The 13,615-nt window shown below is 72.1% G+C and carries 12 protein-coding genes; 8 read left to right on the top strand and 4 right to left on the bottom strand.

Going from position 1 to position 13,615, the window contains the following annotated elements; all coding sequences use genetic code 11:
- The first annotated feature begins 26 nt into the window (after positions 1–26).
- Complete coding sequence (locus H4687_RS13415; RefSeq protein WP_020115310.1) at positions 27–1,052, top strand: Gfo/Idh/MocA family protein; 1,026 nt, start codon at positions 27–29, stop codon at positions 1,050–1,052.
- A gap of 364 nt (positions 1,053–1,416) precedes the next feature.
- Here the strand turns inward: H4687_RS13415 and H4687_RS13420 are convergent, their stop codons facing one another.
- Complete coding sequence (locus H4687_RS13420) at positions 1,417–3,078, bottom strand: alkaline phosphatase D family protein (protein ID WP_046919279.1); 1,662 nt, start codon at positions 3,076–3,078, stop codon at positions 1,417–1,419.
- 159 nt (positions 3,079–3,237) lie between these two features.
- Between H4687_RS13420 and H4687_RS13425 the strand changes: the two genes are divergently transcribed.
- On the top strand, positions 3,238–4,056 hold the full coding sequence (locus H4687_RS13425; RefSeq protein WP_046919280.1) for an SDR family oxidoreductase: 819 nt from the start codon (positions 3,238–3,240) through the stop codon (positions 4,054–4,056).
- A gap of 443 nt (positions 4,057–4,499) precedes the next feature.
- On the opposite strand, the gene H4687_RS13430 is transcribed toward H4687_RS13425, so the two are convergent.
- Both H4687_RS13430 and H4687_RS13435 read right to left on the bottom strand, forming a co-directional pair.
- A complete protein-coding gene (locus tag H4687_RS13430; protein ID WP_046919281.1) occupies positions 4,500–5,507 on the bottom strand; it encodes an aldo/keto reductase in 1,008 nt (335 codons plus the stop codon).
- A gap of 67 nt (positions 5,508–5,574) precedes the next feature.
- Positions 5,575–5,901, bottom strand: coding sequence for a nuclear transport factor 2-like protein (locus H4687_RS13435; RefSeq protein WP_046919282.1), 327 nt, complete (start codon positions 5,899–5,901; stop codon positions 5,575–5,577).
- Between the two features lie 187 nt (positions 5,902–6,088).
- On the opposite strand from H4687_RS13435, the gene H4687_RS13440 reads away from it, so the two are divergent.
- The 6 genes from H4687_RS13440 (at position 6,089) to H4687_RS13465 (ending at position 12,059) form a co-directional block, all read left to right on the top strand.
- Entirely contained in the window at positions 6,089–6,634 is a 546-nt protein-coding gene (locus H4687_RS13440; RefSeq protein ID WP_046919283.1) for a DoxX family membrane protein, read from the top strand.
- A gap of 50 nt (positions 6,635–6,684) precedes the next feature.
- The gene (locus H4687_RS13445) at positions 6,685–7,071 is read left to right on the top strand and encodes a MazG-like family protein (RefSeq protein ID WP_046919284.1); all 387 of its coding nucleotides are present in this window, start codon (positions 6,685–6,687) and stop codon (positions 7,069–7,071) included.
- The gene (locus H4687_RS13450) at positions 7,064–7,612 is read left to right on the top strand and encodes a hypothetical protein (protein WP_046919285.1); all 549 of its coding nucleotides are present in this window, start codon (positions 7,064–7,066) and stop codon (positions 7,610–7,612) included. The genes H4687_RS13445 and H4687_RS13450 overlap by 8 nt, the downstream gene beginning before the upstream one ends.
- A gap of 165 nt (positions 7,613–7,777) precedes the next feature.
- Positions 7,778–9,988 (top strand): MMPL family transporter, encoded by a 2,211-nt coding sequence (locus H4687_RS13455; RefSeq protein ID WP_046919286.1) that lies wholly within the window; start codon positions 7,778–7,780, stop codon positions 9,986–9,988.
- A gap of 115 nt (positions 9,989–10,103) precedes the next feature.
- Positions 10,104–11,372, top strand: coding sequence for a sensor histidine kinase (locus tag H4687_RS13460; RefSeq protein WP_046919287.1), 1,269 nt, complete (start codon positions 10,104–10,106; stop codon positions 11,370–11,372).
- A gap of 9 nt (positions 11,373–11,381) precedes the next feature.
- A complete protein-coding gene (locus tag H4687_RS13465; protein ID WP_050398467.1) occupies positions 11,382–12,059 on the top strand; it encodes a response regulator transcription factor in 678 nt (225 codons plus the stop codon).
- Positions 12,060–12,160: 101 nt separating this feature from the next.
- Here H4687_RS13465 and H4687_RS13470 read toward each other — a convergent pair whose 3' ends face one another.
- Positions 12,161–13,609, bottom strand: coding sequence for a family 43 glycosylhydrolase (locus H4687_RS13470; protein WP_046916748.1), 1,449 nt, complete (start codon positions 13,607–13,609; stop codon positions 12,161–12,163).
- Positions 13,610–13,615 lie beyond the last annotated feature (6 nt).

A 13,615-nucleotide genomic window follows, 5' to 3' on the forward strand; every position in this document is an offset into this window, starting at 1 on the left:
GAGGACAGCCGAGGACAGGGGTGGCGATGTCGAACGACGGACGGGTGCGGTGGGGGATCCTGGCGACCGGAGGGATCGCCGCGGCCTTCACGGCGGACCTCGTCGACCTGCCGGACGCCGAGGTCGTGGCGGTGGCCTCGCGCAGCGAGGCCTCGGCGAAGACCTTCGCGGAACGGTTCGGGATACCGAGGGCCTACGGCGACTGGCGCGCGCTCGCCGAGGACGCCGACGTGGACGTGGTGTACGTCGCCACTCCGCACGCGGCACACCGGGTCGCCGCCGGGATGTGTCTGGAGGCGGGGCGCAACGTCCTGTGCGAGAAGGCGTTCACGCTGAACACGGGCGAGGCGGAGGAACTGGTCGCGCTGGCCCGGGAGCGCGGGCGGTTCCTGATGGAGGCCATGTGGATGTACTGCAATCCGCTGGTGCGACGGCTCGCCGAGGTGGTGCGGGACGGTGCGATCGGTGACGTGCGGACCGTGCAGGCCGACTTCGGGATCTCCGGGCCGTTCCCGCCCTCGCACCGGCTGCGGGACCCGGCTCAGGGCGGGGGCGCGCTGCTCGACCTCGGTGTGTATCCGGTGTCCTTCGCGCAGCTGCTGCTCGGGGAGCCGTCCGACGTCACGGCGAGAGCGGTGCTCTCCGACGAGGGCGTCGATCTCCAGACCGGAGCAGTGCTCTCGTGGGAGAGCGGCGCCCTCGCTTCGGTGCACTGCTCCATCGTGGGCGGCACGGGTACGTCCGCGTCGGTGACCGGTTCCGAGGGCCGGATCGACATCCCGTCCGGGTTCTTCTTCCCGGAGCGGTTCGTGCTGCACCGGGACGGCCGCGAGGCGCAGGAATTCACCGCCGACCCGGCCGACGGCCCCCGCAACAGCCTCCGGCACGAGGCCATCGAGGTCATGCGGGCCCTGCGGGCCGGCGAGACCGAGTCCCCGCTCGTCCCCCTCGACGGCACCCTCGCCGTGATGCGCACGCTGGACGCGCTGCGGGAGCGGGTGGGGGTGCGCTATCCCGGCGAGGAGCGGCTGAACGAAGGTTCGTTCGCGTAGGGGGCGGGGCCGGGGGGGTGGGCCGAGGGGGGTGTGGGCCGGGGGTGTGGGCCGGGGTGAAGGCCGGCGAAAACGAAGGTTCGTTCCGCGCCCTCCTCCGGAACCGAACCTCCGCTCGCCGCCCCTGCGCAAAACGAAGGTTCGTTCCGCACTCACCCTCGCACCGAACCTCCGCCCGCCGCCCCTGCGCAAACGAAGGTTCGTTCCGCGCCCGCCCCCGCACCGAACCTCCGCCCGCCGCCCTCTCCCCTCCGCCTCCATCTCCGTCTCCGTCTCCGTCACAAAACGAAGGTTCGTTCGCGGCACTCCCGCCCGCCCCGCCCGCCCCCTCCCTTCTCCGGCCAACACGGGGCGCAAGCGGCCTCTACACCGGCTGCAGCCCCGGCACCCCCGCCTCCACCGCGAAGGACGCGACCGTCGAGATGCCCGCCCCCGTCGTCGTCACGTACGGCACGGCCTTGAAGTCGGCGCGGGCGGACTCGCGGTCGAGGGTGACGGTGGTGTAGCCGCGGCGGCCGTTGTAGAACCGCATGTGGGGGTTGGCGGTCATGTAGGTGTCCCAGTTGGCGGGCTTGTCGGAGCCGTTGCCGCCGCTGCTGACGGACGAGGCGACGAGTTCCGTGCCGACGGTCCGGGACGAGCGGTCGTCGAAGTCGCGCTTGACGTCGAAGGCGTAGCCGACGTGGACGTCTCCCGTGAGGACCATGAGGTTCTCGATGCCGGCGGCCTCGGCGCCGGCGAGGAGACGTTCGCGGGAGGCGGGATAGCCGTCCCACGAGTCCATCGACACCTTGTAGACCTCGCCGACGGCGTTGCGGCGCTGCGAGAAGGTGACCTGCTGCGGGAGGACGTTCCAGACCGCGTCGGACCGGTCCCAGCCGTCCAGGAGCCAGCGCTCCTGCGTGGCGCCCGTCATCGTGCGCGCCGGATCGGCGGACTCCGGGCCGGGGATCTGCCAGCCGTCGCCCTGCGCCTGGTTGGAGCGGTACTGCCGGGTGTCGAGTATGTCGAACTGGGCGAGGCGGCCCCACCGGAGGCGCCGGTACAGCTTCATGTCGGGGCCGTCGGGGCGCTGGGGGCGGCGCAGCGGCTGGTTCTCCCAGTACGCGCGGTAGGCGGCGGCGCGGCGCAGCAGGAACTCCTCGGAGGGCTCGCCGCCGTCGGGGTTGTCGCCCGCATAGTTGTTCTCGGTCTCGTGGTCGTCCCAGGTGACGACGAAGGGGTGGGCGGCGTGGGCGGCCCGCTGGTCTCGGTCGGTCTTGTGGAGGGCGTAGCGCAGGCGGTAGTCCTCCAGGGTGACCGTCTCGTGGTTGAAGACGTCGGGCAGGACGCGGTCGGTGTAGTTGCGGGCGCCGCCGACGGAGTTCACGGCGTACTCGTAGAGGTAGTCGCCGAGGTGGAAGACGACGTCGACGTCCTCGTCGGCGAGGTGCCGGTAGGCGGTGTAGTAGCCCTGGTCGTAGCGCTGGCAGGAGACGGCCGCGAAGGAGAGTTCGGTGGAGCCGGTCAGGTGGACGCGGCCGGGGGCGGTGCGGGTGCGGCCGGTCTCGCTGATCCAGGTGCCGGTGCGGAAACGGTAGTAGTAGACGCGGCCGGGGGCGAGGAAGTCGACCTCGACATGGACGGTGTGGTGGAACTCGGGGTGGGCGGTGGCGGTGCCGCGTCTGACGACGCGTCGGAATCTGTCGTCGAGGGCCAGTTCCCATTCGACCCTGACGCGTTCGGCGGGCAGTCCGCCGTCGGGCTGGTAGGGGGCCGGGGCGAGCCGGGTCCACAGCAGTACGGAGCCGGCCAGCGGGTCGCCGGAGGCGACGCCGAGGGTGAAGGGGTCCTCGGTGATCTGGCGGGGGTCCAGCGTGGCGGCGGCCGCGGCGCCGGCCACGGGAAGGTTGGTGGCGAAGGCGAGCGCGGCGGCGGCTCCCGTGACGGTGAGGAAGCGGCGGCGGTCGAAGTGCCGGGCGGCGGCGCGCAGTTCGGGCGCATGGGACGAGCGGGGCTGTGTCGACCCATGGGTGGGGAGTGGCATCTGGCCCTCTTCTTAAGGTAGTTGTGTTTCCTCAGTGGAGTGGCCAGGTTCGACGATCTTCTGTCACGTACACAACACCCAGATGGCGGACGCATGAGTTCCGTATGGTGGGCCCCACCTGCGCGGCCGAGCGCGGAGCCTCCCCTACGCTGCGAGCCCATGAAGGCTAAAGGAACCAAGATCGCGATCGTGACGGGCGCGGGCTCCGGAATCGGCCGTGCCGTGGCGGTGGAACTGCTGCGCGCCGGCTGGTCGGTGGCGCTGGCGGGCCGCCGCGAGGAGAAGCTCGCCGAGACGGCGGCCGAGGCCGGGACCGAAGCCGGGGGCGCGGCCGGGACCGGGGCCGCCCCGACGGCGGACGCGGGCACCGGCGCCCCGGAGGCGCTGTGCGTCCGCACGGACGTCTCACGGCCCGGCGACGTGGACGCGCTCCTCGCCGCCGTGCGCGACCGGTTCGGGCGGCTGGACCTGCTGTTCAACAACGCGGGCACGTTCGGTCCGGGCGGGGTCCCGGTGGAGGAGCTGGACTACGCGGCCTGGCGGCACGTCGTGGACACCAACCTCAACGGGGCGTTCCTGTGCGCGCAGGCGGCGTACCGGCAGATGAAGGAGCAGGACCCGCGGGGCGGCCGGATCATCAACAACGGCTCCATCTCCGCACACACACCCCGCCCACACTCCGTGGCCTACACCGCGACCAAGCACGCGCTGACCGGCCTGACCAAGTCCCTCTCCCTGGACGGGCGGCCGTACGGCATCGCGGTCGGGCAGATCGACATCGGCAACGCCGGGACGGACATGACCGAACGGATGGCGAACGGCGTGCTCCAGGCCAACGGGCAGCTCCTGCCCGAGCCCGTGATGGACGTGACCGATGTGGCGCGGACGGTCCGGCACATGGCGGAGCTGCCACTGGAGGCGAATGTGCAGTTCGCGACGGTGATGGCGACGACGATGCCGTACGTCGGACGGGGCTGAGGCGCGGACGGGCGGGCCCCGAACGCGGGCCGGCGATCGGCGAGCCGCGCCCGTCGGCCTGCGCCGACATTCGTCCAGGGCTCAACTTGCACAAACGGAAGCTGTCCCTCCGGTCCATTAGGGCATGTGGCGGGCATATGCTCAGGGCTCGTCTCCACGAGAGCTTCACACTTGGAGGCGATGGCTTCCATGACCAACCCGAGGGGGGTGGTGGCAGCCGTTCCCAGCTCCGGAAGGGGGCGGACCTCGCGTGGGACCGCGAGGTAAGCACCGGAGCGGAACGGCTGCCCACCGACGTTTCCTTCAGGACGAGGTCACTTCCCCGCTGTCGTACGGGCCCCCTCCGCCGCGTGCGGGCCCTCCGCCGCGTGCGGGCCCTCCGCTGTCGTACGGGCCCTCCGCCGCCGTACGGGCCTTTCGCCGTCGTACGGGCGAGGTGGTGTTCAGCGGCTCAGGATCAGGTCGATCTCGGCCATCTGCTCCGCGGTGAGCGGTCCCTCGGCGAGGGCGCCCGCGTTCTCCTCCGCCTGGGCGACCGAGCGGAACCCGGGGATGGGCACGGTCCGCGGGCTGCGGGCCCAGATCCAGGCGAGGGCACCCTGCGCGAGCGTACGGCCCCCGCCGGTGAGGATCTCGCGCAGCGCCTCGACCCGGCCCACCCACTGCGGGTCGGCGCCGCCGTCGGCGGTGAAGCCCGGCAGCCACTCGGGCGGGGTGCTGCGGATGTCGCCGGCCGCCAGGGCGCGCCCCGGGGTGTGCTTCCCGGTGAGCAGCCCCATGGCGAGAGGGCTGCGGTTGATGCTCGCCAGTCCGGACTCCTCGCACAGCGCGAGGAGTCCGGGCGCGTCCTGCAGGACGTTCAGCCGGTGCTGCACGGCCGCGCAGTGCGGCCCCTCGGCGAACACGGCGGCACGGTCCGGGTCGTCGGTGCTCCACGCGTAGGCCCGGATCAGACCCTCGCGCACGAACTCCTCGCAGGTGTCGCGGAGTCGGGCCGCGCGCTCGGGGTCGGCGTCGGAGAGGTGGAGCTGGTAGAGGTCGACGTGGTCGGTGCCGAGGCGGTCCAGCGAGGCGGTGAGGGCGCGGCGGGCGTGGGCCGGGGTGTCGTCCTGGCCGGTGAGGGTGCGAGTGGCCGCGTCGAAGACGTTGCCCCACTTGGTGGCCACCACGACGTCCGCGCGGCGCTTGCCGAGAGCCCGGCCGAGGACGCGCTCGCTGTGCCCGGTGCCGTACGCGTCGGCCGTGTCGAAGAAGGTGACGCCGAGGTCGAGGGCGCGGTGGACCGCCCGCACGGACTCCTCGTCGTCCACCTTCCCCCAGCCGAGCGGCTGTCCGTCGGCGGCCTGCCACTCGCCGCCGATCGCCCAGCAGCCGAAGCCGAGGGCGCTGACCTGGATGCCGCTGCGGCCGAGGGTGCGGGTGTACGGGTCCGTGTGCGTGTTCGTCTCCATGACCACGGACGTTAGGAGTTGGAGCGCACACGAACGCAAGCCCCCGGCCCCCGGCGCGGGTCCCGCGCTACGCCTGGCCCGTCTCGAAGCGGCTGATGCGGCCGTCCTCCGACACCGTGAAGCGCCACGCGGTGCGCATCTCGCCCCAGGTGTCGTTGCGGTAGTTGGCGACCAGGGCACGGCCGCCCGCGGACTCGCGCTGGACCTCCATGTGGCCGTGGGAGGAGAAGATCTCCCGGTCGGTCCAGTCCGTGAGGTCGCGGTCGGAGCCGTCGTCCGACATGGTCGCGTCGTCCGTGAGGAGCGCGAAGAACGCGTGCTGGTCGTGGGCGTTCACCGCGGCGACGAAGGCCCGGACGGCCGGGTCGCTGAGTTTGGCGGGTGCGATCGTCATGGCGGCAGCCTCACACCGCGGGCGGGGGCACGCCACCGGACGGCGCACGGCGGATCCGGCGCCACCCGAACGGGCGCGCGAGCGGGCCGGGCAGGTGTCATCGGTGCGACGGTGGATACGCGGGGGGACGTACGCACGTTCGCGCTGTCGGGTTCTCCGCCGGTACCTCTGCTGTTCGGGAGTGGTCATGACCTCATTCGACCGACGTGATCTGGGACTGTTGCTGCTCCGGCTGGGCGCGGGCGGTGTGCTCGCCGCGCACGGCACGCAGAAGCTGTTCGGCTGGTTCGGCGGGCACGGCATCGAGGGGACCGGCGCGTTCATGGAGTCCGTCGGGTACGCGCCCGGCAAGGCCAGCGCCACCGCCGCCGGGCTGGCCGAGACGGGTGGCGGGGCGCTGCTCGCGCTGGGCCTCGCGACCCCCGCGGCCGGTGCGGCCGCGGCGGGTGCGATGGCCGGCGCGACCGCGATCCACACGCCCAACGGGTTCTTCAACGCCGAGGGCGGCTACGAGTACGCCGCGACCCTGGGCCTGGCCGCCGCCGGCCTCGCGATCACCGGCCCCGGCCGGCTCTCCCTCGACCACGCGCTGCGCCATGTCGTCGACCGGGGCTGGATGGTCCCGGTGGCGCTGGCCGGTACGGCCGCGGTCACGGCGGTGGTCGTGGGCATGCGCACCCAGCGGGTGCGCAAGGAGAAGGAGGGCGAGCAGGAGGCCCTGTTCGAGGAGTGACCTTTCCGGGACGGGCCCTCGCTGTCAGCGGGGCGTGACAGGCTGCGCGCATGAGCGAGCAGCGGCACTCCCCCGACCCCTACGCGCCCGAAGCGCACGAAGCGCCCGACGGCCCCGACGACCTCTGGCGGTCCGTCTCCCGTCTGCACGCGTGGCTGGAGGCCGACCAGCCGCACGGCGGCCGGGAGGGCCTGCTGCTGCGGATGCTGAAGCTCCAGGAGGAGGTCGGCGAGGTCGCGCAGGCGGTCATCGGTGTGACGGGGCAGAACCCCCGCAAGGGCACCACCCACACCTGGCAGGACGTCCAGGCGGAACTGTGCGACGTGGTCGTCACCGCCCTCGTCGCCCTGCGCACCCTCACCCCGGACGCCCGCGCGGTCTTCGCGGCCCATCTGGCCGGGGTCACCGAACGTTCGCTGGGTTCCGGCCGTGGCTGACGGCGCGTTCTGGATCGCCGCGCTCACCGCCGGCACCGCCGTCCTCGCGAGCTGGGTGACGAGCAGGGGGACCGCGCGGGCGGCGCGCATCCAGGCGGACACCACGGCGGGCGCGCAGCGGGTGGAGCGGCTGCGGCAGGCACGGCGGACGGCCTACGCGGAGTTCATCGAGCAGGCGCAGCGGCTGAGCGATGTGCACTGGAAGGTGTCCGACGTGGTCCGGGGCGCCGGGGGCGGGGGTACGGAGGACGGGCTCGGACCGGAGCGGGTCGAGGAGCTGCGGCGGCTGCGCGAGCGGCAGCGGGAGGAGTACGCCACGCTGCGCAACCTCACCTGGGTCGTCTCGCTGGAGGGGCCCGAGGAGGTCGCCGAACTCGCCAACAAGGTCCGGCGGACCACGAATCCGTTCCACAAGGCGATCGAGGCGATGATCGAGGGCGACACCGGGGCCGTCGCCCGCTTCGACTCCTGCTACGCGCCGTTCTGGGACGCGCTGAAGGAGTTCATCCGGGCCTCCCGCGACATCCTGCACACCATGTAGAGCGGCCCGCGGGTCGCCCCCGTCATACCCCGGGGTGACCCGCGGGCCGTGTCGTACTGCGTTCTGAGTACCGGGGATTGTCGGCAGCCGCACGACGACGGGACAGACCCCGTGACGGGAGTCTGAGCAGGTACCCGAGACCTCTGACGTGGAGACCTGCGCCTCATGGCAACCTTCCTGTATCGGCTGGGCCGGCTGGCCTTCCGCAAACGCTGGCCCGTCGTCCTGTTGTGGGTGGCGGTCCTGGGCGCCGTCGGTGTCGGCGCCCTCAAGGCCCCGGGAGCCTCCGACGAGGAGTTCTCCATGCCGGGCATCGAGTCCCAGAAGGCGTTCGACCTGCTGGAGCAGCGCTTCCCCGGCGTCACGGCGGACGGCGCCACCGCCCGGGTCGTGTTCGTCGCCCCGAACGGCGAGAAGGTCACCGCCGCCGAGAACAAGAAGGCCGTCGAGGAGACCGTCGCCGATCTGGCGGACGGCTCGCAGGTGGCGAGCGCCGTCGACCCGTTCCAGGCCCGCGCGGTCAGCCGGGACGGTTCGACGGCGTACGCGACCGTCACCTACAAGGTCACGGCGGCCGACCTCAGCGACGCCAGCAGGACCCACCTGGAGGACGCGCTCCACCGGGCCCAGGACTCCGGGCTCACCGTCGAGGCCGGCGGGGCCGCCGTGGACGAGCAGGGCGGTCCCGGCGGGACGGCCGAGGTGATCGGTGTCGCCCTCGCCGCCGTCGTCCTGCTGGTCACCTTCGGGTCGCTGGCCGCCGCCGGGCTGCCGCTGCTGACCGCGCTCGTCGGTGTCGGCCTCAGCATGGCCACGATCCTGGTCCTGTCGGAGGCCTTCGGTCTGTCCACGACGACCGGCACGCTCGCGATGATGCTGGGCCTCGCGGTCGGCATCGACTACGCCCTGTTCGTCGTCTCCCGCTACCGCGAGGAACGCGCCAAGGGCCGTACGCCCCAGGAGGCGACCTCGCTGGCCACCGGCACGGCCGGGTCGGCGGTGGTGTTCGCCGGGCTCACCGTCGTCATCGCGCTGGCCGGACTGACCGTGGTCGGCATCCCCATGCTGACGAAGATGGGGCTGGCCGCCGCGGGCGCGGTCGTCGTCGCCGTACTGATCGCGCTGACCCTGGTGCCGGCCGTCCTCGCCTGCTGGCCGAACGCCGTGCTCTCGCGCAAGGCCCGCAGGAGCGGCCGTATCGAGGAGGAGGTCAAGGACAACGCCGGCACCCGCTGGTCGCGGTTCGTGCTGCGCCGCCCGGTGCCGGTGCTGCTCCTCGGCGTCGTCGGTCTCGGCGCCCTCGCGATCCCGATGACCGATCTGCAGCTGGGCATGCCCGGCGACGAGGCCAAGTCGACCTCCACCAGCCAGCGTCGGGCCTACGACGCGCTCGCCGAGGGCTTCGGGCCCGGCTTCAACGGGCCGCTGACGATCGTGGTGGACGCCAAGGGCGCCGATGACGCCAAGGGCGCCGCGGAGACGGTCGCCAAGGAGATCGGGGCCACCAAGGGGATCGTGTCGGTCTCCCCCGCGCGCTTCAACGAGGCCGGCGACACCGCCGTCTTCTCGGCGGTGCCCGCCACCGCGCCGACCGACGAGAAGACCAAGGACCTGGTGACCGTCATCCGGGACGAGCGCCCCGGGATCGAGTCCGAGACGGGCGCGACGTTCGAGGTGACCGGCACGACCGCGCTGAACATCGACATCTCCGGCAAGGTGCAGTCCGCGCTGGTCCCCTATCTGCTGGTCGTGGTCGGCCTGGCCGTCATCCTGCTGCTGGTGGTCTTCCGCTCCGTACTGGTCCCGCTCAAGGCGGCCGCCGGGTTCCTGCTGTCGGTGCTCGCCTCGCTCGGTGTGGTCGTCCTGGTGTTCCAGCAGGGCCACGGCGCGGACCTGCTGGGCGTGGAGCAGACCGGCCCGATCATGAGCCTGATGCCGATCTTCCTGGTGGGCATCGTGTTCGGTCTCGCCATGGACTACGAGGTGTTCCTCGTCTCGCGGATGCGGGAGGCGTACGTCCACGGCGACCGGGCCGACGAGGCGATCACCACCGGCTTCCGGCACAGCGCCCGGGTGGTCGTGGCCGCCGCCCTGATCATGATCGCGGTGTTCGCCGGGTTCATCGGCGAGAGCGACTCCATGATCAAGATGATCGGGTTCGGGCTGGCCTCGGCGGTCCTGTTCGACGCCTTCGTCGTCCGGATGGCGATCGTGCCGGCCGTCCTCGCCCTGCTCGGCGACCGTGCCTGGTGGCTGCCGACGTGGCTGGACCGCGCGCTGCCGCACGTCGACGTGGAGGGCGAGGCCCTCGTCCGCCGGCCCGAGACGGAGGGGGCCCCGGCCGAGACCGCCGAGCCGGCGGTGGCACGCACCTGATCCGACCGCCCCTCCCCCACCGGGGGGCCGTCCGTGGCGAAGCACACGGTCGGCCCCTCGGGCGTTCCCACTCCACGTCGACCACCATGGTCGCAGGCCACCCACCGGAGTCACGATGAGCATCACCATGGAACGGCGCTACGCGGACCGTATGGAGGAGTTCTCCGACCGCCATCCCTTCCTCGTCGATCTGGTGCTGTCGATCACGCTCATGGGCTGCGCGACCCTCGGCAGCGCGCTCACCCTGCCCGGCGCCCGGCCGCCCGACCAGGACAGGTTCGGTGTCGCCCTCATGGGCGTGTCCTGTCTCGCCCTGCTCAAGCACCGCGCGCACCCGCGCTTCGCCCTCGCCGTGACCGTCGTCTGCACGATCATCGCGGTGGGGATGGGCTATCTGCTGACCCCCCTGCTGCTGGCGCCGCTGATGGCGGCGCTGTACTGGCTGGCCGCGCTCACCGGCCGCAGGACCACCCGCGTCCACGGCTGCACCGTCATCGCGGCGGTGACCGTCGCGGCCGTGTTCTCCGACTCCATGGACCAGCTCTCGCTGGTGCTGCGGACGGTCGGCCCCGCCTTCTGGCTGCTGCTGCCGCTCGCCGCCGGCCGGGGGACGCAGGTGCGCCGCGCCTACCTGAAGTCGGTGCAGGCCCGCGCCGAGCACGCCGAGCGCACCCGGGAGGAGGAGGCCCGCCTCAGGGTCACCGAGGAACGGATGCGTATCGCCCGCGATCTGCACGACGTGGTCGCCCACCATCTGGCCCTGGCCAACGCCCAGGCGGGCACCGCCGCGCACCTCACCCGCGCCGACCCCGACCAGGCCCACCGCATCCTCACCGACCTGACCACCACCACCTCCTCGGCCCTGCGCGAGCTGAAGTCCACCGTCGGCGTGCTGCGCCGGCCCGACGACCCCGAGGCACCGCTCGCGCCCAGCCCCGGGCTCGCCCAGCTACCGGAGCTGACGGCCGCGTACGAGCCCGCCGGCCTCACGGTCACCGTCGACACCGAAGGCGCTCCGGGGCCGCTCGACCCCGGTGTGGACCTGACCGCGTACCGGATCGTGCAGGAGGCCCTCACCAACGTCAGCAAGCACGCGGCGGTGGACGCGGCCCGCATCCGTCTCGCGTACGAGGAGACCCACCTGACGATCACGGTCACCGACGACGGCGTGGCCGGCCCCGGCGGCTCTCCCGAACCCGGCCGGGGCTTCGGGCTCATCGGCATGCGCGAGCGGGCCCAGTCCGTGGGCGGCTGTCTGAGCGCCGGCCGCCGCCCCGGGGGCGGCTTCGAGGTGACCACCGACCTCCCGCTGCGCCCCCGCACCCGGACCCGCCCCGCCGTCCCCGAACCGGACGCGGAAGCGGCCCACGACCAGCGGAAGTAGAACAGCACCATGACCATTCGTGTCCTGCTCGCCGACGACCAGGCCCTGCTGCGGGCCACGTTCCGGATCCTCATCGACTCCTGCGCGGACATGGAGGTCGTCGCCGAGGCCACCGACGGCCGGGAGGCGGTGGAGCTGGTCCGCGTCCACCGTCCCGACGTGGTCCTGATGGACATCCGGATGCCCGGCACCGACGGGCTCGCCGCCACGGCCGTGATCTGCGCCGAGGAGGAACTGGCCGACACCCGCGTACTGATCCTCACGACCTTCGAGATCGACGAGTACGTGGCCCAGGCGCTGCGCTCCGGTGCCAGCGGCTTCCTCGGCAAGGACGTCACCGCCGACGCGCTCCTGGACGGCATCCGCACGGTGGCCGCCGGCGACACCCTCCTCTCCCCCGCCGCCACCCGCACCCTCATCACCCGCTTCCTCGCCGCCCCCGCCTCCGGCGGCCACCTCACCACCCCCGACCGGCTGACCACGCTCACCACCCGCGAACGCGAGGTCATGTCCCTGGCCGCCGAGGGCCGCTCCAACGACGAGATCGCGGAGAAGCTGTACGTCAGCCCCCTGACGGTACGGACCCATGTGCACCGGGCGATGACGAAGCTGGGGGCGAGGGACAGGGCCCAGCTGGTGGTGATGGCGTACCAGTCGGGGCTGGTGCGGGTGCTGCCGCCGGAGTAGTGCACCGGGCGCCCCGGAAGAACGCCTGCGCGCCGCCCCTGAGGGGCGGCGCGCAGCTGCTTTCGTCGGACGACCGGGCCCGCACCCGGTCTGTACCCGGCCTACTGCTTGTAGAAGGTCGCGTCCTGCCGGTCGAGGGTCGTGCTGACCGGCTGGGTGTAGAGCAGGTTGTTGTAGTGGCGGATGTACCGGCCGGGGAAGTTGTACGACTCGTACGAGACGCCGTCCGCGGTGTCGGCGAGACCGGCCCGCTCGTTGAACGAGGCGTCCGCGTCGAACAGGGCGGTGCCGTCGTCCTTCTCCACCCACACCTCGTTGTTCTTGTGGCGGAGGTAGTAGCCGGGGAAGTTCGCCGACTCCAGCGAGACCGTGCCGCTGCCCGTCAGACCGGTGACGATCCGGAACTGCGAGTCGGCCAGGTTGGTGACGTTCGCCTCCAGCTTGCCGCGGTACTCCCAGTGCCGGATGTACTTGTCCGGGAAGTTGAACGAGGAGAGCCGGACCGGGGTCGTGCCGTCGGCGACGGGGATGCCGAAGTTGGGCGTGCCGTCGGCGTTCCAGTACAGCTTCTGGTAGCGGGTGCGGCGGTTGGGGTCGTTGAGCGGGTCGCCGCTGATGTCCTTGTAGTTGCGGTCGTGGTAGACGAGGATGTCGGACTTTCCGTCCTCGGACGTGGTGAAGGTGTTGTGGCCGGGGCCGTACTGGCCGGTGGCGGCGTTGCTCTTGAAGACCGGGGTGGGGGTCTTGACCCAGGAGGCCGGGTTCATCAGGTCGGCCGAGTCGGAGGCGGTCAGCAGGCCGAGGCAGTAGTTGGCGTCGGTGGCTGCGGCGGAGAAGGTCATGAAGACCTTGCCGCCCCGCTGGATGACCGCCGGTCCCTCGTTGACGGTGTGGCCGACCTTCTCCCAGGCGTTGGTGGGCCGGGAGATCATGGCCGGACTGCCCTGGATCGTCCAGGGGTTGGACATCCTCGCCAGGTAGATGTTGGTGCCGTCGCCGACCGCCGGGTCGTTCTGCGCCCAGCTCAGGTAGCGGGTGCCGCCCACGGTGAAGGTCGTCGCGTCGAGCGAGAAGGTGTCGAGCGGCAGGGAGATGCGGCCCTTCTCCGTCCAGGTGCCGGTGATCGGGTTGGCGGCGCTGGTCTCCAGGACGTACGGGCGGATCTTCCAGATGTCGTTGGAGGAGCCGGCCGTGAAGTAGATGTACCACTTGCCGTCGATGAAGTGGATCTCCGGGGCCCAGATGTGGGCGCCCATCTCACCGCTGGCGTGCTTGGTCCAGATGGTGGTCTCCGCGGCAGTGGCGAGGCCCTGGAGGGTGGTGGCCCGGCGCATGACGATCTTGTCGTACGCGGGGACGGTGGCCGTGAAGTAGTAGTAGCCGTCGGTGTGCTTGAAGATGTGCGGGTCCGCCCGCTGCTCGGCTATCGGGTTGGTGAAGGTGACGGCCGGGGACGCCGGGGCGGCCGCCTGGGCGGGGGTGGTCATGGTGGTGCACACGGCGAGCGCGGCCGCCGCGGCCACGACGGCCCGTCTGGTGAGGTGTCTCATGTTCTG

It is taken from the genome of Streptomyces stelliscabiei, from assembly GCF_014873495.1.
GTDB lineage: Bacteria > Actinomycetota > Actinomycetes > Streptomycetales > Streptomycetaceae > Streptomyces > Streptomyces bottropensis.